This is a genomic window from Corallococcus terminator, assembly GCF_049194865.1.
In the GTDB taxonomy this organism is placed as follows: Bacteria; Myxococcota; Myxococcia; order Myxococcales; family Myxococcaceae; genus Myxococcus; species Myxococcus terminator_A.
In genome coordinates this window covers 139,951-164,623 of sequence record NZ_JBLZWL010000002.1, presented here as the reverse complement: position 1 = coordinate 164,623, position 24,673 = coordinate 139,951, and the positions used below count along the sequence as shown (strand labels likewise).

Below are 24,673 nucleotides of genomic sequence, written 5' to 3'. Positions count from 1 at the left end.
CGACACCTCCGTCCCGACTGCTATTTCAGCTTAAATCAGTTTTATCAGCCCCCGAGGCTATCCACGTTCAACTCGCGCGGCCAGCCATGCTCTAGTTCGGGGATGGGTGAGAACGTGTCTCATGAGCCGCCCGGCCCGACGGCCATCGCCATCGTCGGGCTGTCGCTGCGCTTTCCGGGCGCTTCGGACGCACGGCGCTTCTGGTCCAACCTCATCTCGGGCGTGGACTGCGTCACGGTGCTGGACGCCGAGCAGCGCGCGAAGGCCGGCTTCCCCTCGGACGAAGGCTGGGTGGCGGCGGCGGGAGTCATCGAGGGCGCCGACCTCTTCGACGCGCGCTTCTTCGGCTACTCCCCTCGCGAGGCCGAGCAGCTGGACCCGCAGCAGCGAGTGTTCATGGAGTGCTGCTGGGGCGCACTCGAGTCCGCGGGTTATGCCGCTCGGGCCCGGCCGCTGCACGTGGGTGTCTACGGCGGCGCGTCTCTCAGCACGTACCTCCTGACCAACGTCATGCCGAGCATGGAGCGGCGCTCCAGCGACTGGACGGAGAGCATCCTCGGCACGCACAGCGACTTCCTGGCGACCCGCGTGGCCTACAAGCTGAACCTCACCGGGCCGGCGATGACGGTGCAGACGGCCTGCTCCACGTCGCTGACCGCGGTGCACCTCGCCTGTCAGGCGCTGCTCGCGGGGGAGTGCAACCTGGCGCTCGCGGGAGGCGCGGCCGTGCGCTCGCCGCAGCTCACCGCCTACCCCACTCAGGATGGCGGCATCTCTTCTCCCGACGGCCACTGCCGTGCCTTCGATTCCCAGGCGGCGGGCACCGTGCCAGGGAACGGTGTCGGCGTGGTGCTCCTCAAGAGGCTGGAAGATGCGCTCGCGGATGGAGACCCGATTCGAGCGGTCATCCTCGGCTCGGCCGCCAACAACGATGGCAGCACCAAGGCGGGCTTCACCGCGCCCTCCGTCTCCGGACAGGTCGCCGCCATCAGCGACGCGCTGGCCCTGGCCGGCGTCGAGCCCCACACCCTCTCCTTCATCGAGGCCCACGGCACGGGCACTCCGCTGGGAGACCCTGTCGAGGTCACCGCGCTCAAGCAGGTCTTCCGAGGCGCGGCACCGGGTACCATCGGGCTGGGCTCGGTGAAGAGCAACCTCGGCCATCTCGACGCGGCGGCCGGAGTGTCAGGGCTCATCAAGGCAGTGCTGGCACTGGAGCACCGACAGCTTCCACCCACCGTCCACTTCCGCCAGCCCAACCCCCTGCTGGAGCTGGCGGGCAGTCCCTTCTACGTCGTGGCCGAGCCTCGTCCCTGGAACAGTCCGGGCCCTCGACGCGCGGGCGTGAGCTCGTTCGGCATGGGCGGGACCAACGTGCACGTCGTGCTCGAAGAGGCACCCACTCCGGCGAACGACCCGCCTCGTCGAGAAGAACAACTGGTGCTGCTGTCCGCCAGGTCCGAGGCCGCGCTGGAGCGGATGACCACGGAGCTGGCCGAGCACCTGGGCCACACCCAGGCCGCGCTCGCGGACATGGCGCACACCCTCCAGGTCGGGCGCAACCGCTTCGGCTGGCGACGCTTCATCACCGCGAGCACGCTCTCGGAGACGTCTGAGCGACTGAATCAGCGAGAGGAGACACTTCGACCGCGCACCGCCTTCGATGAAGCGGAGCGACGAGGCGCCGTCTTCCTCTTTCCGGGCGGAGGCTCGCAGCGGGTGAACATGGGCGCGGAGCTGCTCGGTGAGCCCGCGTTTCGCGAAGCCGTGGACCGCTGTGCGGCGCTGCTGCGTGCCCCGCTCGGTGGTGATTTGCGCGAAGTGATGTTCGCGCCTCCGGAGCGCTACGACGCGGCGGCTCGGGAGCTGGCGCGTCCGCTGTGGACCCAGGCGGCGCTGTTCACGTGGGACTGGGCCCTCGCGCAGCTCTGGCTGTCCCGAGGTGTCCAGCCCGAGGCCCTCTTCGGCCACTCCCTGGGCGAATACGTCGCGGCCTGTCTGGCCGGAGTCTTCACGCTCGAAGAGGCGCTGGAGCTGGTCACCGCGCGCGGACGAATCATGGAGCGGCTTCCTCCTGGTGGGATGACGGCGGTCCTCGCGCCGCTGCCCCAGGTGGAGTCCTCGCTGAACCCTTCGCTGTCCGTGGCGGCCATCAACACGCCTTCCGACTGCGTCATCTCGGGCCCGCTGGAGGCACTCGAAGCGCTGGAGGCCACGCTCGCGGGACAGGGGATTGAGACGCGCCGACTGCATCTGAGCCATGCGGCGCACTCCGCCATGCTCGAGCCGTATCTGGCGGACTTCGCGCGCGTGGTCTCCCGCTTCTCACCGCGCGCGCCCAAGCTGCCCGTGGTGTCGAGCCTCACCGGACGCTGGCTCGGCGAGCGCGAAGCGGCAGACCCCATGTACTGGTGCCGTCATCTGCGAGAGACGGTCCGCTTCTCCGACGGACTGCACCTGCTGCTCTCCAGTGGAGACCGCGCTTTCATCGAAGTCGGGCCGGGGACCGCGCTGTCGTCGCTCGCACGGAGGCATCCGACTCGCATTTCGCAGCCCGTCCTGTCGACGCTGGCTTCTGCCTCCTCGGAGCAGACTCCGCATCCACTCGCGTCACTGGGTGAAGCCTGGCTCGCGGGCGTCACCATCGACTGGGAGCGCTTCCGCGCCGGAGAACGGCGCCGACGCGTTGCTCTACCGGGCTACAGCTTCGACCGGGAGCGACACTGGATTGAGCCCGTCACGAGTCCTGGGACGACGACTCGTGCCGTGGAAGTTCGCGAAGTCGTGCGGCCCGATACACGCGGCATCGAGGGCTCTCGCGCCGCGCCTCCTCGTGATGCCACGGAGCAGGTGTTGCTGGAGTGCTTCCGGCTCACGTTCCATCTGGAGAACATCGGCATCCACGATGACTTCTTCGCACTGGGCGGAGACTCGCTCCTCGCCTTGCGACTGAGCGCTCGTATCCAGGACCGACTTGGAGCGCGGCTCCCCTTGAAGGTCGTGCTGGAGTCGCCCACCATCGCGCGACTCGCGGCGCGCATCGGAGAAGAGACTCGCGGCGCTTCGCCTGCGTCACCCAGTTGTCTTGTGCGACTCCAGGACGGCACCCATGGGACGCCCGTCTTCTTCGTGCATGCGGCCGGTGGGCAGGTGCTCTTCTACCGGGAGCTGGCGAGACACCTCGCTCCCGAGCGGCCGATGTACGGGTTCGAGTCCGTGGGACTCGAAGCGGGCGCCTCGTGCCACACCACCGTGGAGCAGATGGCGGAGCACTACCTCACGGCACTTCGCACCGTGCGGCCCCGTGGCCCCTATCTGCTCGTGGGTGCGTCCTTGGGTGGCACCATCGCCTATGAGATGGCGCGCCGCCTGTCGTCCGAAGGCGACAGCGTGCCGCTGTGCGCGCTCCTGGACACGCCTCCTCCCGGGCACGTCTCCGCGGAGCTCGCGGACCAGGTCTCGCTGCTGACCTTCCGCGCGGGAAAGGCGTTCACACCGTCCACCGAGTGGCCGAAGGACTTGTCCGTCGAAGAGCAGTTCCGCCTCCTCCAGGAGGAAGCCGCACGGGACGGTATCGAGCCCCCTTTCTCAGAGTTCGAAGCGGCCCGCAGACAACTGGACGTGCTCCGCGCGAACACGCGGGCGTTGAGTCTCTACGTGCCGCCGCGCTGGGACGGCGGCGAGCTCCAATACTTCCGCGCCCGACAGCCACCTCCCGGCTTCCCACCTCACCCGGAGCTCGGCTGGTTGGACCTGGGCGCGGCGGCACGCGTGGAGGTCGTCCCTGGCGATCACCACTCGATGCTGCAAGCACCCCATGTCGAGGTGCTCGGAGCGAAGCTGGCGCGCTTGCTGCGTTAATCCGAGCCCGGTCGCCGCCGCCGCTGCTGCGCCAGACGCTGGAGTCCCTCACGTCTGTCTCCGGAAGCCGCGGACTGACGAGGCGCCTCCGGCTCCGGGGCGGGCCCCAACTGCGCGGCGAGCGTGCGCACGGTGGGAAACTGGAGCAGTGACACCAGTGGCACCTTTCGCTCCAGTCGTTCCTCCAGCTTCAAATGGAGCATCTGCAACAGGAGCGAGTTGCCGCCCAGGTCGAAGAAGTTGTCGTCCGCGCCCACGCGGTCCAGCTTCAGGACCTCCGCTACCAGCTGGGCGATCACCTGCTCCAGGCCCTCTTGAGGCGCGACGTAGCCACCGCTCAGCTCGGGCCGGTGCGCCTCGGGCACGGGCAGCGCCTTCCAGTCCACCTTCCCATTCGGCGTGAGCGGCAACTCTCGCAGCACCACGAACACCGAAGGAACCCAAGGCTCCGGCAACGAGCGCTTCAACCACGCGCGCAGCACATCGGCCGTCAACGAGGCCTCCTCCGTCGGCACCACATACGCCACCAACCGCGTGTCTCCCGGCGTGTCTTCCCGGCCCATGACCACGGCGGACCGGACCTCCGGATGAGCCGCGAGCGCGGCACTCGCCTCCGCGGGCTCGACGCGCACGCCACGCACCTTCACCTGGGCATCGGCACGCCGCAGGTACTCGAACCTTCCGTCTTCGAGCAGTCGCACCACGTCACCCGTTCGATACAGCCGTCCCCCTTCACCATACGGGTCCGGGACGAAGCGCTCGGCCGTCAGGTCCGGACGCCCCAGGTAACCTCGCGCCAGTCCCACGCCACCGAGATACAGCTCGCCCCAGACTCCCGTGGGAGCCAGATTGCCCGCGCCGTCCATCACCCGCACCACCACGTTGCGCAACGGCCTGCCAATCGTGGGGCGTGTTCCCGGGGAGCACTCGCCCCAGGTCGCGGCCACCGTTCCTTCCGTCGGGCCATAGCCATTGATGAAACGTCGCCCCGGGCTCCACCGAGCCACCAGCTCCGCGGTGCAGGCCTCGCCCGCCGAGAGCAGGACTCGAAGCATGGGAAGCTCGACCACCGGCATCATCGCCAGGACCGACGGCGGCAGTGTCGCCACGGAGATTCGCTCGCGCGCGAGCAACTCAGTCAGCGGCCTTCCAGGCGCCATCTGCGCACGCCGAGCCATGACCAGCGTCGCCCCGTGCAGCAGTGCGGGGAAGACCTCCGCCACGGAGGCATCGAAGCTCACCGTCGCGAACATCAACGTCCTGTCGCCCGGGCCAATACCGCCGAGCACCGAGGGAAAGGATTCCACCAGGTTCGCCGCGCCCCGGTGCGCCAGCAGCGTCCCCTTCGGGCGCCCCGTGCTCCCCGACGTGTAGATGACATACGCGAGGTTTCGCGACGTGACCTCGGGCGCCAGCGCTTCCTCGCCCACCAGGTCATCGAGCTCACCGATTTCATCCAGCAATACGGCGGCCCCTGACCAGGCGAGTTGGGACGCCTCTTCCGAGCGCGACACCAGCAGCGCGACCTTCGCGTCATCGAGCATGTACGCGAGGCGCTCCGGTGGATGCTCCGGGTCCATTGGCAGGTAGGCGCCTCCCGCCTTGAGGATGGCGAGCATCGCCACGACCCAATCGAGGCTCGGCCCCAGGCACAGGCCCACCACCACGTCGGGCCTCACACCCCACTTGCGCAGCACCAGGGCCAACTTGTGGGCTCTCCGGTCTAGCTGGGCGTAGGTCAGCGTCCGCCCCTCCATCTCCACCGCCACGGCCTCGGGCGTTCGCGCGACCTGGGCCTCGAACAACCGGTGCAGGCACTCCCCCTCGAAGGGCGCTTCGCTGCCGCCCTGTGCCAGCAACTCCCGCCGCGAGGAGGCACTCAGGAGCGGAAGGTCTCGCAGTCGTCGGCCCGGCTCGGTCACCGCGCCTTCCAGCAGACGCTCCAGGTGCTCTCCGAAGCGCTCGATGGTCGCGACGTCGTACAGGTCACTGCTGAACTCGAGCACTCCCTCGATACCCTCCGCGGATTCTCGCAGGCCCAGCGCGAGGTCGACCTTGGCGGCACGAAGCCCCAGGTCCAACGGGCGTTGCGTGAGGCCGGACAACGACAGGTCTCCCGAAGGCGTGTTCAAGAGCTGGAACACCACCTGGACCAACGGCGCGCGACTCATGTCCCGCTTCAGGCCCAGGGCCTCCACCAGCTTCTCGAACGGCACTTCCTGGTGCCCGAAGGCCCCCAGCACTGACTCCTTCACCCGCGCCAACATCTCGCGGAACGTCAGTTCTCCCGACGCCTCCGTCCTCACCACCAGCGTGTTCACGAAGAAGCCAATCAGTCCTTCCACTTCCTTCGTCGTGCGCCCCGACACCGGCGAGCCCACCACCACGTCCCACTGTCCGCTGTAGCGCGCCAGCAGCACCTGGAAGCCCGCCAGCAGCGTCATGTACAGCGTCACGCCCTCCCGCAGGCTCAGTTGCTTCAACTTCTCGCTCAGCTCCGAGGACAGCTTCACCGCCACGCTCGCGCCCCGGTACCCCTGCACCGCCGGCCTCGGTCGGTCCGTGGGCACCTCCAGCGCTTCGGGGACTCCCGCCAACTTCGTCCTCCACCACGACAACTGCTCCTCCAGCACCTCTCCCTTCAGCCACTCCCGCTGCCACACCGAGTAGTCCGCGTACTGCACGGGCAACTCCGGCAGCGTCGCGGCCTCTCCCTTCACATGGGCGCCATAGAGCGTCTCCAGCTCCTTCGTGAGCACCCACGTCGACCAGCCGTCCGCCACGATGTGGTGCAGCACCAGCACCAACACGTGCTCCTGCTCGCCCAGCTTCAGCAGCGTCACTCGCAGCAGCGGGCCCGCGCTCAAGTCGAACGGGCGCCGTCCTTCTTCGGCCCCCAGTCGGAGCGCCTCTTGCTCTCGGCTTTCGCCGGCGAGGCCACTCAGGTCCACCACGGACAACGGCAGGGAGGCGGCGGCGTGGATGTGCTGCACGGCCCCCTGCTCATGCTGATGGAATGTCGTCCGCAGGGACTCGTGGCGACGGACCAGTTCATTGAAGGCACGCTCCAGGGCCTTCAGGTCGAGCACGCCCTCCAGCTTCATCGCGAGCGCGATGTTGTAGAGCGAGCCACCCGGCTCCAACCGGTCGAGGAACCACAAGCGCTGCTGCGCGAACGACTGGGGCAGTGCCTCCGTCCGTGTCGTACGGACCAGCGCTGGACGACCTGTCCTGAGCCCGTCCGTCACGAGTTCCTCCAATCGCGAGGCCAGCGCGGACACCGTGGGTGCCTCGAAGAGCATCCGCACCGGCACGTCGCGACCCAGCATCTCGCGCAACCGCGAGGCCACCTGCATCACCAGCAGCGAATGGCCTCCTCGCTCGAAGAAGTTGTCCTCCGCGCCCACGCGCTTCACTCCCAGCAGCGGAGCCCAGATCTCCGCCACCCGCTCCTCCATCGCCGTCCTGGGCGCGATGAAGGACTCGGAGTTCTGCTCCGAATCCTGTCGCGCCGTGCGCTGGGCGTGGATGCGAGCTGACGGAGTCCTCTCCGGCACTTCAATGTGCCCAGGCATCCCGAGCCCATCCAGGCGCGCTTCGGGCATCGCCACGGCGGACTCCAGCAGCCGCTCGAAGTGGTTCGCCAGGCGCTGCACGGTCTCCGGGTCGAACAGGTCCGTGTTGAACACCCAGTACCCCGCCATGCCCTCCGCGTCCTCACGCACGGACAACGCGAGGTCGAACTTCGCCACCTGCGTCCCCAGGTCCATGGGGCGCAGCGTGAGCCCTGGCAACGACAGGTCCCCCGACGGAGCACTCTGGAGCGCGAACGACACCTGCACCAAGGGCGAGCGGCCCAAGTCGCGAGACAGCTGCAACGCATCCACCAGCTTCTCGAACGGCACTTCCTGATGCGCGAAGGCTCCCAGCACGGACTCTCGGACCTGCGCCAGCAGCTCCCGGAACGTCAGCGCCCTCGACGCCTCCGTCCTCACCACCAGCGTGTTCACGAAGAAGCCAATCAGCCCTTCCACCTCCTTCGTCGTCCGCCCCGACACGGGCGAACCCACCACCACGTCCCACTGTCCGCTGTAGCGCGCCAGCAACACCTGGAAGCCCGCCAGCAGCGTCATGTACAGCGTCACGTCTTCCGCTCGGCTCAAGCGCTTCAGCTTCTCGCTCAGCTCGAAGGACAGCCGCACCGCCAGGCTCGCGCCGCGATGCCCCTGCACAGCGGGCCTCGGGCGGTCTGTCGGCAGCTCCAGTGCTTCGGGGGCACCCTCCAGCTTCGCCCTCCACCACGACAACTGCTCCTCCAGCACGTCTCCCTTCAGCCACTCGCGCTGCCACACCGCGTAGTCCGCGTACTGCACGGGCAGCTCCGGCAACGCCGCGTCCCCGCCTTTCACGTGGGCGGTGTAGAGCGCCTCCAGCTCCTTCGTGAGCACGCCCATCGACCAACCGTCGGACACGATGTGGTGCAGCACCAACACCAGCACGTGCTCCTGCTCGTCCAGCTTCAGCAGCGTCACTCGCAGCAGCGGACCCGTGCCCAGGTCGAACGGGCGCTGCTCCTCCTGCATCCCGAGTCGCAAGGCTTCTGGCGCTCGCGCCTCCACGGGCAGCCCGCTCAGGTCCACTACGGTCAGCGGCACGGACACAGAATCACTGATGTGCTGAGCCGCTCCCAGCGCGCCTTGGCGAACCGTCGTCCTCAGGGACTCGTGGCGGTGAACCAGCGCATGGAACGCCTTCCCCAGCGCGCCAATGTCGAGCACGCCCTCCAGCGTCATCGCCAGGGCGATGTTGTAGAGCGGGCTGTTCGGCTCCAGCCGGTCGAGGAACCACAGGCGCTGCTGCGCGAAGGACAGGGGCGGTGCGTCCGCCCGAGAGGCAGGGAGCAGCTCCGGACTCCGAGACGTGAGCCCTCCCCGAACCAACGCGGTCAGGCTCGTGGCCAACGAGGACACCGTGGGTGCCTCGAAGAGCATCCGCACCGGCACCTCGTGCCCCAAGGCGGCTCGCAGCCGGGACGCTGCCTGCATCACCAGCAGCGAGTGCCCACCCTTCTCGAAGAAGTTGTCCTCCGCGCCCAGGCGCTTCACGCCCAACAACGGCGCCCAGGTCTCCGCCACCAGCTCCTCCATCGCGGTCCTGGGGGTGATGAAGCCCTCCAACCCCTGCTCCGGAATCACGCGCTCGCCTCGGCGTGACTGGATGCGGGAACCGGCGTCCTTCACCGGCACCTCCCGGTGCCCGGGCATCGGAAGCGCTCGCAGCGTCGCCTCCGGCACTTCGACGACTGCCTCCAGCAACCGCTGATAGTGCGTCGCCATGCGCTCCACGGTCGCCGTGTCGAACAGGTCCGTGTTCAGCTCCCAGAAGCCCCACAGTCCCTCCGCGTCCTCTCGCACTGACAACGCGAGGTCGAACTTCGCGGTCCTCGTCCCCAGGTCCAGCGGTCGCTGCGTGAGCCCCGGCAACGACAGGTCTCCCGACGGCGCACTCTGGAGCGCGAAGGACACCTGCACCAACGGCGAGCGGCTCAAGTCACGAGACAACTGCAACGCATCCACCAGCTTCTCGAACGGTACTTCCTGGTGCGTGAGCGCCCCCAGGACCGAATCCCGGACACGCCTCAACATCTCGCGGAACGTCAGCTCACCCGACGCCTCCGTCCTCACCACCAGCGTGTTCACGAAGAAGCCAATCAGTCCTTCCACTTCCTTCGTCGTCCGCCCCGACACCGGCGAGCCCACCACCACGTCCCACTGTCCGCTGTAGCGCGCCAGCAGCACCTGGAAGCCCGCCAGCAGCGTCATGTACAGCGTCACGCCCTCCGCCCGGCTCAAGCGCTTCAGCTTCTCGCTCAGCTTCGTGGACAGCTTCACCGCCACGCTCGCGCCCCGGTACCCCTGCACCGCCGGCCTCGGACGGTCCGTCGGCACCTCCAGCACCTCTGGGGCTCCCGCCAGCCTCGCCCTCCACCACGACAGCTGCTCCTCCAGCACCTCTCCCTTCAGCCACTCCCGCTGCCACACCGCGTAGTCCGCGTACTGCACCGGCAGCTCCGGCAACGTCGTGGCTTCTCCCTTCACCTGCGAGGTGTAGAGCGCCTCCAATTCCTTGGTGAGCACTCCCATCGACCAGCCGTCCGCCACGATGTGATGCAGCACCAGCACCAGCACGTGCTCCTGCTCGCCCAGCTTCAGCAGCGTCACTCGCAGCAACGGACCCGTGCCCAGGTCGAACGGGCGCTGGCCTTCCTCGGCGCCGAGTCGAAGCGCTTCCTGCTCTCGCTCCATGACGGGCAGGCCGCTCAGGTCCACCACGGACAGCGGCGTTGGCTTGAAGGGATGGATGTGCTGCACCGCCCCTTCGCTTCCTTGCTCGAAGGTCGTCCGCAGGGATTCGTGGTGGCGGACCAACGTGTGGAAGGAGCGCTCCAGGGCCGCGACGTCCAACGCCCCCGTCAGTCGCATCGCGAGGGGGATGTTGTAGAGCGGGCTGTTCGGCTCCAACCGGTCGAGGAACCACAAGCGCTGCTGTGCGAACGACTGAGGCGGAGCTTCCGTACGAGTCGTGGGCACCAACTCCGGACGCCCTCTTCCGGCACCACCGCTCACGAGGGTCTCCAGGCTCTTGGCCAGCGTGGCGACGGTGGGCGCCTCGAAGAGCATCCGTACAGACACCTCGCGACCCAGCACCTCGCGCAGCCGCGAGGCCACCTGCATCACCAGCAGCGAGTGCCCTCCCCGCTCGAAGAAGTTGTCTTCGACTCCCACGTGCTTCACGCCCAGCAACGGAGCCCAGACTCCCGCCACCAGCTCCTCGATGGCCGTCCGAGGGGCGATGAACCCCTCCGGCACGGACTCCGGAGCCAGCAGGTCCAACCGCCGAGCCTGGAGGCGAGCCACCGGCACCTTCACCGGCACTTCGTGATGCCCCGACATGGGAAGCGCGCTCAGCCTCGCCTCCGGATTCTCCACCGCCGCCTCCAGCACCTGCTGGTAGTGCGTCGCCAGGCGCTCCACGGTCGCCGCGTCGAACAGGTCCGTGTTGAGTTCCCAGAACCCCGTCAGGTCCTCGGCGTCCTCACGCACCGACAGCGCGAGGTCGAACTTCGCCATGCCCGGCTCGTACGTCACCTCTGACGAAGTCAGCCCCGGCAGCGCCGGCAATTGAGCAGGCCCGTTCAAGCCGAAGGCAATCTGGACCAGGGGCGCTCGACTCAAGTCACGGCTCGACTGGAGCGCCTCCACCAGCTTCTCGAAGGGCACTTCCTGGTGCCCGAAAGCCCCCAGCACTGACTCCTTCACCCGTTCCAACATCTCGCGGAACGTCAGCTCACCCGACGCCTCCGTCCTCACCACCAGCGTGTTCACGAAGAAGCCAATCAGCCCTTCCACCTCCTTCGTCGTCCGCCCCGACACCGGCGAGCCCACCACCACGTCCCACTGTCCGCTGTACCGCGCCAGCAACACCTGGAAGCCCGCCAGCAGCGTCATGTACAGCGTCACGCCCTCCGCCCGACTCAAGCGCTTCAGCTTCTCGCTCAACTTCGAGGACAGCGTTACCGCCACGCTCGCGCCCCGGTACCCCTGCACCGCCGGCCTCGGACGGTCCGTCGGCACCTCCAGCACCTCTGGGGCTCCCGCCAGCCTCGCCCTCCACCACGACAACTGCTCCTCCAGCACCTCTCCCTTCAGCCACTCCCGCTGCCACACCGCGTAGTCCGCGTACTGCACCGGCAGCTCCGGCAACGTCGTGACTTCTCCCTTCACCTGCGAGGTGTAGAGCGCCTCCAGCTCCTTGGTGAGCACTCCCATCGACCAGCCGTCCGCCACGATGTGGTGCAGCACCAGCACCAGCACGTGCTCCTGCTCGCCCAGCTTCAGCAGCGTCACTCGCAGCAGCGGACCCGTGCCCAGGTCGAAGGACTGCCTCGCCAGCGTCTCCACCTGGCCGCGTGTGGCGTCCTCCGTGGACTCCACCACCGACAGCGGCACCGCCACGTCCGAGGCGATGCGCTGCACCGGTTCGCCTTCCACTTCCTCGAACGTCGTGCGGAGTGCCTCGTGCCTTCGCACCATCGCCGCGAGCGCTTGCTCCAGCGCCTTCAAGTTCAACGCGCCTCGCAGCCGGACGACGAACGGCAGGTTGTACGAATACCCTCCCGCGTCGAGCTTCCCGAGGAACCACAGGCGCTGCTGCGCGAACGACAGCGGCATCGCGGCGTGTCTCGACACGCGCACAGGGACAGGGGTGCTCACTCCCTGCCCACTTGCCTTCACGGCCTCCAGTCGCTCGGCCAAGGCCTCCACGGTGGGCGCCTCGAACACCCACCGCACCGGCACATCACGACCGAGCGCCGCTCGGAGCCTCGACACCACTCGCGTCGCCAACAACGAATGGCCACCGAGCGCGAAGAAGTCGTCCTTCACGCCCACCCGCGCCACGCCGAGCAGCGGCGTCCAGATGCGCGCCACCAACGACTCCATCACCGTCCGAGGCCCCTGCACCGCCTCCACGCTCGGCCCATCCTGCTCCGGCGACGGCAGGGCCTTGCGGTCCACCTTCCCGTTCGCCGTCAGCGGGAGCGCCGCCAGCTTCACGAAGGCCGAGGGCACCATGAACTCGGGCAGCTTCTGCTTCAGCCAGTCCCGCACCCGAGGTGCCTCGGGCGCCTGCGCATGCTCGACGTAGTACGCGACCAGGCGCTTGCCTCCCGCGCCATCCCGCACCACCACCAACCCGTCCTTCACCGCTGGATGCCCGAGGAGCGCCGCCTCCACCTCGGCCAGCTCGATGCGGTAGCCCCGCACCTTCACCTGGCTGTCTCGCCGCCCCAGGAACTCCAGCACCCCGTCCGGACGGAAGCGCGCCAGGTCTCCAGTGCGATAGAGCCGCTCTCCCGGCGCCGTGCTGAACGGATTCGGAATGAAGCGGTCCGCCGTCACATCGGGCTGGCGCAGATACCCTCGCGCGAGACCATCACCACCGATGAACAGCTCGCCCGCCACGCCCACCGGAACGGGCTCCATCCCCGCATCCAGCACATAGACCTGCGTGTTGCCGATGGGCCGACCAATGGGCACCGACGCGCCCACGTCCTCCACCTTCGTCATCCGATGGACCGACGTGAAGAGCGTGCTCTCCGTCGGCCCGTAGCAGGCCGTCACCGGAATCTTCAGCTCCTCCAGCACGCGCTTCACGTGCGGCGCGGACACCACATCTCCACCCGTCAGGAGCTGGCGCACGCCTTTCAGCCCGTCCATCCCCAGCTCCACCATCTGGCTGAACAGTCCCGCCGTCAGGTGCAACAACGTGACGGAGTGCCGATGGAGCACGTCCGTCAGCAAGTCCAACTCGCTGGGCGAACGCGGAGGGAAGACCACCAGCCTTCCACCCAGGCACAGCGGTCCCCACACCTCCAACGTCGAGGCATCGAAGGAGATGGGCGCGATGAGCAGGAACGTCTCCTCCGGCCCCAGTCGCGCGTAGGGCGCGCCGTACAACAACCGCAGCACGCCCCGGTGCTCGACGGCCACGCCCTTGGGCCGCCCCGTGCTTCCCGATGTGAAGTCCACGTACGCCAGGTTCCGCCCCGACACCGGCATGCGCGGCGCCGTCGTCGGCAGGTCCGCCAGTCGCTCTTCTTCCAACAGCATCAGCTCGGGGCGCCCCTCCTGGGGTAGCTGCGTCAGCAAGGCTCGTGTGGTGATGAGCAGCCGAGGCGTCGTGTCCTCCAACATCTGCTCCAACCGCCGCGCCGGATAGCTGGAGTCCAGGGGCACATACGCACCACCGGCCTTCAAGATGGCCAGCAGCGACACGATGAGCTCCACCGAGCGCTCCAGACACACCGCCACCAGCACATCCACGCCTACGCCGCGCGCCTTCAGCGACCACGCCAGTTGATTGGCCCGAGCCTCCAGCTCCCGGTAGCTCAGCCGCTGCTCACCGAACTCCAGCGCCACGGCGTCCGGCCGCAGCGCCACCTGCTCCTCGAAGAGGTGATGGACGCAGCTCTCTCGCGGGAACTCCACCGCCGTCTGGTTCCACGCCTCCAGCACGCGTCGACGCTCGTCCGGCGGGAGGAGAGGAAGCGCCGACAGTCGCGCCTCCGGTCTGGCGGAGAGGTTGCGCAACAGCTCCAGGAAACACTCCGAGATGCGCTGGACGGTGGCGGGCTCGAAGAGGTCAGCGTTGTAGATGAGCTGCCCTTCGACTCCCGCTCCCGGTGCATCGACCAGCAGCAGCTCCAGGTCGAACTTGGCGATGGTGCTCGCGAAGTCCCAGGGGCTCGCGGTGACACCCGGCAGCGTGAGCAGCGGCGCGGCCTCCTGCAACGTGAAGAGCACCTGGAACAACGGCGAGCGGCTCAGGTCCCGCTCCGGACGGAGGTGCTCCACCAGTCGCTCGAAGGGCACGTCCTGGTGCGCGAGCGCCCCCAGCACCGTCTCCTTCGTCTGACGCAGGAACGCCTGGAACGAGGACACCGCATCCGGCTGTGCTCGCAAGGCCAGCGTGTTCACGAAGAAGCCCATCAGCCCCTCCGTCTCCCGCGCCGTCCGCCCCGACACGGGTGAGCCCACCACCACGTCCCACTGTCCGCTGTAGCGCGCGAGCAACACCTGAAAGCCCGCCAGCAGCGTCATGTACAGCGTCGCGCCCTCTCGGCGGCTCAGTCGCCGCAGCGCCTCGCTCAGCTCCGAGGACAACCGCACCGGTACGCTCGCGCCTCGGTACCCCTGCACCGCGGGCCTCGGTCGGTCCGTGGGCAGCTCCAGCACCGGCGGCGCGCCCTTCAGCGCCTCTTTCCACCAGGTGAGCTGCGACGCCTCCACGTCTCCCTTGAGCCAGCCCTGCTGCCACACCGAGTAGTCCGCGTACTGCACCGGCAGCTCCGCCAGCGACGCGGCCTCGCCCTTCACAGCCGCGCCATACAGGGCCTCCAACTCGCGGGTGAGCACGCCGAGCGACCAGCCATCCGCGACCAGGTGGTGCAACACCACCACCAGCACCTGCTCCTCGCCGCCCGTTCGCAGCAACGTCGCGCGCAGCAGGGGCGCCCGCGCTACATCGAACGGCGCCTGGACTTCCCTCACCACGCGGCTCCGCACGGCCTCTTCCACGTCGTCGGTGCCCTCCACCGACTCCACCGTCAGCGGCACCCCGACACCCACGGCGACGCGCTGGACGGGCTCACCTCCTACTTCCACGAAGCTCGTGCGCAGCGACTCGTGTCGGCGGACCACCTCCGCGAGTGCTCGCTCCAGGGCATCCACCTTCAATGCACCGTGGAGTCGGACGACGAAGGGCAGGTTGTACGAGTGCCCACCGGCGTCGAGTTGCGCTAGGAACCACAGGCGTCGCTGCGCGAACGACAGGGGCGAGTCCACGGACCGCTCGGCTCGCGTCAGCGCTGGCAACCGCGCGTGTCCTCCCAGCGTACCCAGTCGCTCGGCCAGCGCCTCCACAGTGGGTGCCTCGAACAGCAGTCGCACGGGCACGTCGTGGCCCAGGGCATCTCTCAGTCGCGACACCACGCGGGTCGCCAGCAGCGAGTGCCCACCGAGCGCGAAGAAGTCATCCCTCACGCCCACGGGCGAGGCGCCCAGAACTTCCTGCCAGACCTCCGTCAGCGTCCGCTCCAGCGCGTCACGCGGCGCCTCGTAGCGGGCGCCCTCCTCCACTCGTCGCGCGTCCACTTCCGGCAACGCGCGGCGATTCACCTTGCCGCTCGGAGTCAGCGGCAGCGCCTCCAGCCGCACCAGTACGCCCGGCACCATGTACTCGGGCAGCCGCTTCGCCAGTCGACGCTTCAGATCCTCCGCGTCCCAGGACTCGGGCAGCCGCTTCGCCAGTCGACGCTTCAGATCCTCCGCGTCCCAGGACTCGGACAGCCGCTGCGCCAGCCGGCGATTCAGGTCCTCCGCGTCCGAGGACTCGGGCCGCACGACGTAGCCGACCAGTCGCTTCTCTCCCCCAGCCGTCCGCCGCACCACCACCGCCGCGTCCGTCACTCCGGGGATTTCCTTCAGCGCCACCTCGACCTCACCCAGCTCCACCCGGAAGCCGCGCACCTTCACCTGCTCATCCGCGCGCCCCTGTAGCTCCAGGTTCCCATCCGCCAGCCATCGCCCCCGGTCTCCCGTGCGGTAGATGCGGCGCCCATCCCGGCCACGGTCCAGGGCGTTCGGAACGAAGCGCTCCGCCGTCAGCTCCGGTCGCCCCCAATAGCCGTGCGCGAGGCTCCGCTCTCCCACGCACACTTCTCCCGTCACTCCGATGGGACACGGGGCTCCCCACGCATCCAGCACCAACACCGTCGCGGGGACGATGGGCCTACCCACCGGAGGCAGCGCCGGCCACGTCGAGGGCGGACCTTTCGCCCTCCACGCCGTCACCACGTGTGTCTCCGTCGGGCCATACTGGTTCTCCAACACGCAGCCCGGCAGTCGCTCGAAGAACGACACCACCGCGGGCGTCACCTGCAACGGCTCTCCCGCCGTCACCACTTCGCGCAGGGGAGGCAACTTCGTCTCGTGTCGGGCTCGCTCACTGAGCGCCTGCAGCGCCACGAAGGGCACGAAGAGCCGCTCCACGCGGTGCTCGCGCAGATACGCCATCAACGTCGCGGGGTCCTGACGCGTCGCCGCCGAGACGAGGACGAGCGTGCCGCCCTCGCACAACGTGCAGAACAACTCCTGGAAGGACACGTCGAAGCTCAGCGAGGCGAACTGGAGCGTCCTCGCCCCGGGCGCCGACGTGTTCGCCAACTGCCAGCTCACCAGCGTGCCGAACGCACGATGGGACATCGTCACGCCCTTGGGCCGTCCCGTGCTCCCCGACGTGAAGAGGACGTAGCAGGGAAGCTCCGGCGACAACACCCAACCGGGCGCCACGGTGGACTGCTCGGCGATGCGCGCGGCCTCCTCTTCCAGCCGCACCCTCCGCGCCGAGCCCCCCTCGGGCAACGCACGCTCCAGCGCGGAATGCACCAGGACGACGGGCGCGGCCACGTCGTCGAGCATCCGCTCCAGTCGCGATGGCGGATAGCCCGGGTCCAGCGGAAGGCACGCCGCCCCCGCCTTCAGCGTCGCCAGCACCGCCACGGGCAGGTCGAGGCTGCTTCGCTCCAGGCACAGCCCCACCACGCTTCCAGGACGAACCCCCAGCGCCATCAAGTGGTGCGCGAGCTGATTGGCCCGTGCCTCCAGTTGCGCGTACGTCAGGGCACCCCCACCGGTCGTCACCGCCACCGCCGAAGGCATGCGCACCGCCTGCGCCTCCACCCTGCGATGCATCAACCACGTCGGGTACTGTCGCTCCTCCTGCCACGACCACTCCACCAGCACCTTCCGCCGCTCCTCCTCGTCCAGGAGGTCCACCTGCCCGACCTTGCGCTCCGGGTCCTCCAGCACGCCCTTCAGCAGCGCCACGTGGTGGCCCGCGAGCCTGCGCACCGTCGCCTCGTCGAACAGCGCCGTGCTGTATTCCCACAGCGCGACCCAACCCTCCGGCGTCTCGCGCACAAAGAGCGTGAGGTCGAACTTCGCGACGCCCGGCTCGAAGTCCACGTCGCGCGACTCCAACCCCGACAGTCGCACCAGCGGCGGCGCGCTCTGGAGCACGAGCAGCACCTGGAACAACGGCGAGCGGCTCAAGTCCCTCACCGGCCGCAGCGCATCCACCAGTCGCTCGAAGGGCACGTCCTGGTGCTGGTACGCACCCAGGCACGCCTGTCGCACGCGTCCCAGCAGTGACTTGAAGGACTCGGCGCCGTCCACGTCCACGCGCAGCGCCAGCGTGTTGGCGAAGAACCCGATGAGCCCCTCCACCTCGCGCCGCGTGCGCCCCGCGATGGGCGTGCCCACCACCACGTCTGGCTGCCCGCTGTGCCGCGACAGCAACACCTGGAGGCTCGCCAGCAACAGCATGAACGGCGTCACCGCCTCCTGCTTGCACCGCTCCTGCAACGCCTTCATCAGCTCCGCGGGCAGCGGCACGCCCAGCACCGCGCCCTTGGCCGACTGCACCGGGGGCCTCGGTCGGTCCGTCGGCAGCTCCAGCGCGGGCGAGGCTCCTTCCAGGTGCTTCTTCCACCACGCGAGCTGCTCCTCCAGCACCTCCCCCTTCAGCCACTCGCGCTGCCACACCGCATGGTCCGCGTACTGCACCGTCAGCGCGGGCAGCTTCGACTCGCGGCCTTCGAGGAACGCGCCGTACAGCTCACGCACGTCCCGCTCCAGCAACGACAGCGACCAGCCGTCGCACGAGATGTGGTGCAGCGTCAGGAGCAGCACGTGCTCCTCTTCCTCCAAGCGAAGGAGCCGCGCGCGCAGCATCGGCCCCGTGCCCAGCTCGAATGGACGCCGTGCCTCCTCCTCCGCGAGCCGTCGGGCCTCCTGCTCCCGCTCCGGCCCCTCCAGTCGCTCCACCACCAGCGACACCGGCGCCTCCGGGGCGATGCACTGCACCGGCTCGCCTTCGACTTCCGCGAAGGTCGTCCGCAGCGCTTCGTGCCGGCGCACCACCTCCGTCAGCGCGCGCTCCAGCGTTGATACATCCAGCCGTCCCTTGAGCCGCGCGAAGAAGGGCGCGTTGTAGGCGAAGCCAGACGGGTCCAACCGCGAGAGGAACCACATGCGACGCTGAGCGAAGGAGAGCGGCGGCGGCCCCTCCCGACGAACGGGCACCACAGGAGGCGGCCTGCGAACACGAGGGCTCGCGGGCTTCGGCTCATTCGCGGACATGTCGACACCTCAAACTCAAGAAGACGAATCTCAGAAGACACGAAGGCCCGCGTCGGTGAGACCGACACCTGGCGCTTCGCGAAGGCGTGAAGCTTGAGTCCCCGCACAGTCTCTCGGGGACAATGGCGGGAGAAGGCCCGCCTCCTTGATGGACTTCAGGCCGCGGGGAAGGTGCGGCCCTGCTCGCGCAGCTGCTCCTCGCAGGCTGCGACGACGTGCTCCAGCGTGTTGAACAGGTCCACCATGGAGAGCTGGACGCCCAGCTCCTCTTCAATCCGGTTGGCCAGCATCGTCGCCATCAGCGAGTTGCCGCCAATCTCCAGGAAGTGGTCCTCCGGCTTCACGACGTCCGTCCCCAGCAGCTCGCGCCAATACCCGGCGAGCTGTCGCACCAACGGCGTGGTGCTCGAGTCAGTGCTCATGTGTTGCTCCTCAGGATGGGGGACATGATCAGCCCACCTTCGCGGAGGGCCCCTTCAGGCGCTCGCGCAGCAGGTACTTGCGAATCTTCCCCGACGGCGTCTTGGGCATCTCCTCGACGACCTCCAGCCTGTCGGGCCAGTACTGGTTCGACATGCCCAGGCCCTTCAGGTGGGCCCGCAGCTCATCCAGCGTCGGTGTCTCGTCGCGCGGCACCACCACGGCGCAGACCCGCTCACCGCCGATGCGGTCGTCCGAGTGGCCGATGACGGCCACCTCCCGCACCTTCGGGTGCGAGTACAGCGCGGACTCCACCTCCACCACCGGCACCTTCTGGCCGTAGCGGAAGATGACGTCCTTGAGCCGCCCGACGATGCGGATGCCCCCGCGTCCGTCGTCTCGCGCCAGGTCTCCCGTGTCGAACCAACCCTCTTCGTCGACACAGGCGCGGTAGATGTCCTCGCGCTTGAAGTAGCCCAGGCACTGGCTCGCCCCTCGGACGAGCAGCCGTCCGGTGCCCTCCGGATACGGCGAGCCGTCTTCCGCCAGCGCGGGGACAATCTTCACCTCCATCCAGTCGACGGGCCTGCCATCGCTGTTGGAGGGCCACTCCGGCGGGTCCTCGCGGCGCGTAATCGTCACCGCGCCGTTCTCCGTCATCCCCCACAGCGTGTGCAGCTGGACACCGAAGCTCTCGCGCACCGCGGCGATGAGGTGCGGCGGCACGGGAATGGAGCCGGTGGACAGCCGACGCAGCGACGAGGTGTCTCCGCCCCGCTTCTTCTTCGCGGCGATGACGTTCATCACATACGTGGGAATCCCATACATGAACGTGACGCGGTGCTCGTCGATGCAGCGCAGCGTGAGCTCCGGGTCTCCCACGTCCATGTAGACAGCCGTCGCGCCCAGCAACACCGGCATCAAGTACAGGTAGGTAAATCCGCTGGAGGCGGTGAGCAACGAGGGCAGGCACACCACGTCATCGGCGCCCAGCGCCATGGTGTCGACCAGCGAGCGGGTGATGCCGAAGTTGGTGTTATGCGAGTGGATGACGCCCTTGGGCTCGCCCGTCGTCCCCGACGTATAGAGGACGTTGCACACGTCGTCCGGGCGCGCCGAGCGCGCGTCCAGCTCCGCCTTCGGTGTCTCGTCCTCCCAGCGCCGGGCGACGAAGTACGCGTCGAAGTCCAGCTCGCCTGCCTCCGACGCCTGCTCGCCCGCGCCAATGAAGACGCGGTGCTTGAGCGCGGGCAGCGCGCGCGACGCCTCGCGCAACATGTCCCGGTGCGAGTGCCCGCTCCAGCTCAGGGGTCCCACGTAGACAGAGGACTCCGTCCTGCCGAGGATGAACTCCACCTCGCGCCGCCGGTAGTCCGGAGGGATGGGCGCGACGACGGCGCCGATGCGCGCGCACGCCAACGCAATCGCCGTGAACTGCCACCAGTTGGGCAGCTGCACCGCCACCAGCTCGCCCCGCGCCACGCCCAGCGAGATGAGCGCGCCCGCGAAACGCTCCACGTAGCGTCCCAGCTCCGCGTAGCTCAGCTTCGTGACGTCCTTGGCGAAGTAGCGCGCCGCGATGATGGCCGTCTTGTCCGGGTGCGTCCGCACGGCGCGACGCAAGTCGTCGAGCACCGTCTCGTCACGCCACCAGCCCTTGCTCCGGTACAGCGCCGCCTGCTCCAACGAGGGGCCGCTTCCGAACCGTGCGTCCATGTCCGCACCCTCCGTGCACCGTGAGACTGTTCTCGACGGCGGGAGACCATAACGATACGCGTGCAAAACCAGCAAGACGGCGAAAGCTCACATGTCTGCACCCCAAGAGCGCATCACTCACATTGACGGGTGCGCTCTTGGTTTCCTACTTTGGAATGAAAGGCGCAGAAATCCATGGTCCAGGTATCTCTCGAGGAGCGCGCCAGACGCATTCGCCGGACCATCCTCCGGCTCGCCGCCACGTCCGTCGGCTGCCACCTCGGTGGCTCGCTGTCGATGGTGGAGCTGTTGGTGGTGCTGCTGGGGCGGGTGATGAAGTTCCGTCCCGACGAGCCCCGCTGGGAGGAGCGCGACTCGCTCATCCTCTCCAAGGGCCACGCCGCCGCGGGCCTCTACGCCGCGCTCGCTGAGTTCGGCTTCATCGACACTGAAGAACTGGTGCAGCGCTACAACGCGGACGGAAGTCCCTTCACCGGACACGTGAACGCGGCGGTGCCGGGCGTTGAGTTTCCCACGGGAAGCCTGGGGCACGGAGTAGGACTGGGAGTGGGGCTGGCGATGGGGTATCGGCTGCGGCAGCGTGCCAACCGCGTGTTCGTCGTCTGTGGAGACGGGGAGATGGGCGAGGGCTCCAACTGGGAGGCACTGCAAATCGCCGCGCAGCACCGCTTGTCGCAGCTCACCGTGCTGGTCGACCGCAACGGTGGGCAGAACGACGGCCCCACGGAGGCCATCCTCTCCCAGGCCTCCCTGGTGGAGCGGCTGCGCGCGTTCGGGCTACAGACCGTCGAGGTGGACGGACATGACCTGGACGCGCTGGGTCGAGCGCTGGCGGAGCCCTCCGAGGGGCCTCGCGCGATTGTCGCCCGGACGCAGAAGGGCGCGGGCGTGCCCATGTTTCGCGGCAAGGGGCCGCACTACGCGACCTTCACCGCCGATCAGCTCCGCCGAGCACTCGCCTCACTGGGGGAGGTGACGCCATGACGAGCTCCACCATGTCCAGCGGCGCCGACCTGCTCACGTCGCCGCAGGACTGGCTGCGCGAGCAACCCGGCCTGCCCAACCGGCAGGTGTTCCGACACACCCTGGCCCGACTGGCGGACGTGGAGCCGCGCGTCGTGTTGCTGGAGGCGGACCTCGCGGGTGGAGGAGACCCGTTCGCCGCGCGGCACCCAGGACGGTTCTTCAACCTGGGCATCTGCGAGGCCGCGATGCTCGACATCGCGTGCGGCATGGCCGCCACCGGGCACGTCGTCTTCGCCCACACCTTCGCGCCCTTCGGGGCGATGCGCGCGTGCGAGCAGGTGCGGCTGGGCCTCGCCTACGCGCGAGCGAACGTGAAGCTCATCTGCGACTACGGCGGCCTGTCCGGCGCGTTCTTCGGACCCACGCACCACGCCATCGAGGACCTGGCGATTCTTCGCGCGATGCCGGGCATGACGGTGGTGTCTCCGGCGGACGGACTGGAGACGATTCAGGCGACCCGCGCCCTGCTGGAGCTGGACGGCCCGGTGTACCTGCGGCTCGGCCGCAATCGCGTCACCCGGCTGGAGGTGGCTCGGCCCGCGTTCGCGCTGGGACGCGCCATGTGCCTGCGCGAAGGCAGCGACGTGGGCATCATCGCGCACGGCGAGGTGGGCGTGAGCGTCTCGCTGGACGTGGCGACCCGGCTGGAGGCGCAGGGCATCTCCGCGCGGGTGGTGAACCTGCACACGCTCAAGCCCTTCGACGAAGAGGCGATTCTGGAGACGGCCGAGCGCACCCGGCTGCTCGTCACGGTGGAGGAGCACTCCATCCTCGGCGGCCTGGGCGGCGCGGTGTGCGAGAGCGTGGCCACCCATGGCCTGGGGCGCCGCGTGGTGCGCGCCGGCATCCAGGACCGCTACGACTCCACGGCGGGCACGCACGAGGCCCTGCTGCAACGACACGGGCTGGAAGCCGGCGCCCTGGTCGAATCGATTCTCAACGCCCTGCCCCGCCCCCGACTGGCGGCGATGGCACCCGGGTCCAGGAGGGGATGATGCGTCGCCACGAGGTCCACCTCGTCTACACGCGGATGCGCACCGAGGAGCGGATGCTCGTCGACGCGCTTCGCGGACGCGGCTGCGCCGTGGAGACCCACTCGGACACGGACCTGGTGCTCCCGCTGAACCGCGAGCCGTGGAAGGACGGCGGCCCGGTGCTGATGCGCAGCATGTCCTTCACCCGCGCGCGTTACCTGTCCGCCATCCTGGAGGTGAAGGGCGCTCGCGTGTTCAACACCGCGCGCTCCATCGCCACGTGCGGAGACAAGGCGCTCACCACGCTCGCGCTGGCGGAGCATGACGTGCCCATGCCCTGGTCCTTCCTGGGCTTCGAGCAGGACGCCTGTGTCGCGGAGATGGAGCAGCGCGGCTACCCCTGCGTGACGAAGCCCGTGCAAGGCTCCTGGGGCCGCATGGTGGCGCGCGTGGACAACAAGCACGCGGCCGAGGGGATGATGTCCATGCGCTTCGAGATGGGCGGCGCACAGGACCACGTCGCGCTCGTCCAGCAGTACATCGACAAGCCCGGCTACGACTTGCGCGTGTACGTCATCGGCGGCGCGGTGGGTGGCATGCGCCGCCGCTCCGAGCACTGGGTGACGAACACGGCCCGGGGCGCGGTGCCGGAGCGCTACGAAGTCCCCGCGGCCCACGCGAAGCTCGCCGAGCGCGCGGCCAAGGCCGTGGGCGGAGAGATGGTCGCGGTGGACCTGCTGGAGACCCGGGAGGGCGAGATTCTGGTGAATGAAATCAACCACTGCGTGGAGTTCGCCCGGAGCATCGAGTTCACCGGCATCCCCCTGCCGGAGCTGATGGCGGACTATCTGGTGGAGGCCGTGCGATGACGCGCGTCGCGGTGCTCGGAGCGGGAGGCTACGCGGGTGGCGAGGTGCTGCGCCTGCTGCTCGCCCACCCGGCGGTGGAGGTGGTCCAGGCCACGTCCGAGCAGCACGCGGGCAAGCGGCTCGACTTCCCGCATCCACACCTGCGAGGGCTGGCCACTCCGCGCTTCTCTCCGCATGACGCGCTGGAGCCGTGCGACGTGCTCCTGTCCTGCATGCCCTCCGGCGAGTTGATCCGCCGCTGGCCGCAGGTGAGCGCGCTGGCCGGGCGCATCATCGACCTGAGCGCCGACTTCCGCCTGGAGCCCGCCGAGCACGCGCGCTGGTATCCCCGCGCGCCCCGCCCCGCCGACCTCCCCGAGTTCGTCTACGGCCTGCCGGAGTGGACCGGCGCGCGGCTCAAGGACGCCCGCTTCGTCGCGGTGCCCGGCTGCATGGCCCACGCGGCGCTGCTCGCGCTGCTGCCCCTGGTGCGCGCCGGACTGGTGAAGCCGGAGGTCGTCGTCGACGCGAAGACCGGCTCCTCCGGGGGTGGCGCGACGCCGGACCGCTCCTCGCACCATCCAGAGCGCGCCTCCGCGCTGCGCTGCTACCGCGCGGTGGGGCATCGGCACACGGGCGAAATCGAGGGCGCCACCGAGCGCCTCGCCGGCATGCGGCCCGTCGTCCACTTCAGCGCGACGGCGGTGCCCAGCGTGCGCGGCGTGCTCGCCACGGTGCATGCCTTCGCGGCGCGCAAGCTGGAGGACGCGTCCGAGCCGCTGCGCGCCCTGGCGTCCACGTATCGCGAGCACCCCTTCGTCCACGTCCTGCGCGCCAACGCGAGCGCGTCCCCCTTCCCGGAGCCAGGGCCCCTGGCGGGCACCAACCACTGCGACCTCGCGGTGGAGGTGGACGCCGAGCGCGGGCGCATCGTCGTGAATGCCGCGCTGGACAACCTGGTGAAGGGCGCGGCGGGCACGGCCGTGCACGCCTTGAATCTCATGCTGGGCAGACCCGAAACGGAAGGCCTCGGCTTCCGCGGCCTCCACCCCCTCTGACGCGAAAG

General features: G+C 68.9%; 8 protein-coding genes. 5 read left to right on the top strand and 3 right to left on the bottom strand.

Annotated features, from left to right (window positions below; genetic code table 11):
• The first annotated feature begins 102 nt into the window (after positions 1-102).
• Complete coding sequence (locus ACN469_RS02735; protein ID WP_498763856.1) at positions 103-3,861, top strand: type I polyketide synthase; 3,759 nt, start codon at positions 103-105, stop codon at positions 3,859-3,861.
• On the opposite strand, the gene ACN469_RS02730 is transcribed toward ACN469_RS02735, so the two are convergent.
• The 3 genes from ACN469_RS02730 to ACN469_RS02720 form a co-directional block, all read right to left on the bottom strand.
• Positions 3,858-18,623, bottom strand: coding sequence for a non-ribosomal peptide synthetase (locus tag ACN469_RS02730; protein ID WP_498763854.1), 14,766 nt, complete (start codon positions 18,621-18,623; stop codon positions 3,858-3,860). The two genes, ACN469_RS02735 and ACN469_RS02730, sit on opposite strands and share 4 nt — an antisense overlap.
• 155 nt (positions 18,624-18,778) lie before the next feature.
• Complete coding sequence (locus ACN469_RS02725) at positions 18,779-19,045, bottom strand: phosphopantetheine-binding protein (RefSeq protein ID WP_498763852.1); 267 nt, start codon at positions 19,043-19,045, stop codon at positions 18,779-18,781.
• A gap of 28 nt (positions 19,046-19,073) precedes the next feature.
• A complete protein-coding gene (locus tag ACN469_RS02720; protein ID WP_498763850.1) occupies positions 19,074-20,759 on the bottom strand; it encodes an AMP-binding protein in 1,686 nt (561 codons plus the stop codon).
• 174 nt (positions 20,760-20,933) lie between these two features.
• Between ACN469_RS02720 and ACN469_RS02715 the strand changes: the two genes are divergently transcribed.
• The 4 genes from ACN469_RS02715 to argC are packed head-to-tail and all read left to right on the top strand — an operon-like array spanning position 20,934 to position 24,665.
• Entirely contained in the window at positions 20,934-21,743 is an 810-nt protein-coding gene (locus ACN469_RS02715; protein WP_498763848.1) for a thiamine pyrophosphate-binding protein, read from the top strand.
• A complete protein-coding gene (locus ACN469_RS02710; RefSeq protein ID WP_498763846.1) occupies positions 21,740-22,780 on the top strand; it encodes a transketolase family protein in 1,041 nt (346 codons plus the stop codon). Before ACN469_RS02715 ends, ACN469_RS02710 begins: the two co-directional genes overlap by 4 nt.
• The gene (locus ACN469_RS02705) at positions 22,777-23,628 is read left to right on the top strand and encodes a RimK family alpha-L-glutamate ligase (RefSeq protein ID WP_498763844.1); all 852 of its coding nucleotides are present in this window, start codon (positions 22,777-22,779) and stop codon (positions 23,626-23,628) included. The genes ACN469_RS02710 and ACN469_RS02705 overlap by 4 nt, the downstream gene beginning before the upstream one ends.
• On the top strand, positions 23,625-24,665 hold the full coding sequence (argC, locus tag ACN469_RS02700) for an N-acetyl-gamma-glutamyl-phosphate reductase (RefSeq protein ID WP_498763842.1): 1,041 nt from the start codon (positions 23,625-23,627) through the stop codon (positions 24,663-24,665). Before ACN469_RS02705 ends, argC begins: the two co-directional genes overlap by 4 nt.
• Positions 24,666-24,673 lie beyond the last annotated feature (8 nt).

Excerpts from the sequence above, each read along its gene's own strand:
- ACN469_RS02735 (WP_498763856.1), top strand. The coding sequence starts at position 103 with ATGGGTGAGAACGTGTCTCATGAGCCGCCCGGCCCGACGGCCATCGCC.
- ACN469_RS02730 (WP_498763854.1), bottom strand. The coding sequence starts at position 18,623 with ATGTCCGCGAATGAGCCGAAGCCCGCGAGCCCTCGTGTTCGCAGGCCG.
- ACN469_RS02725 (WP_498763852.1), bottom strand. The coding sequence starts at position 19,045 with ATGAGCACTGACTCGAGCACCACGCCGTTGGTGCGACAGCTCGCCGGG.
- ACN469_RS02720 (WP_498763850.1), bottom strand. The coding sequence starts at position 20,759 with ATGGACGCACGGTTCGGAAGCGGCCCCTCGTTGGAGCAGGCGGCGCTG.
- ACN469_RS02715 (WP_498763848.1), top strand. The coding sequence starts at position 20,934 with ATGGTCCAGGTATCTCTCGAGGAGCGCGCCAGACGCATTCGCCGGACC.
- ACN469_RS02710 (WP_498763846.1), top strand. The coding sequence starts at position 21,740 with ATGACGAGCTCCACCATGTCCAGCGGCGCCGACCTGCTCACGTCGCCG.
- ACN469_RS02705 (WP_498763844.1), top strand. The coding sequence starts at position 22,777 with ATGATGCGTCGCCACGAGGTCCACCTCGTCTACACGCGGATGCGCACC.
- argC (WP_498763842.1), top strand. The coding sequence starts at position 23,625 with ATGACGCGCGTCGCGGTGCTCGGAGCGGGAGGCTACGCGGGTGGCGAG.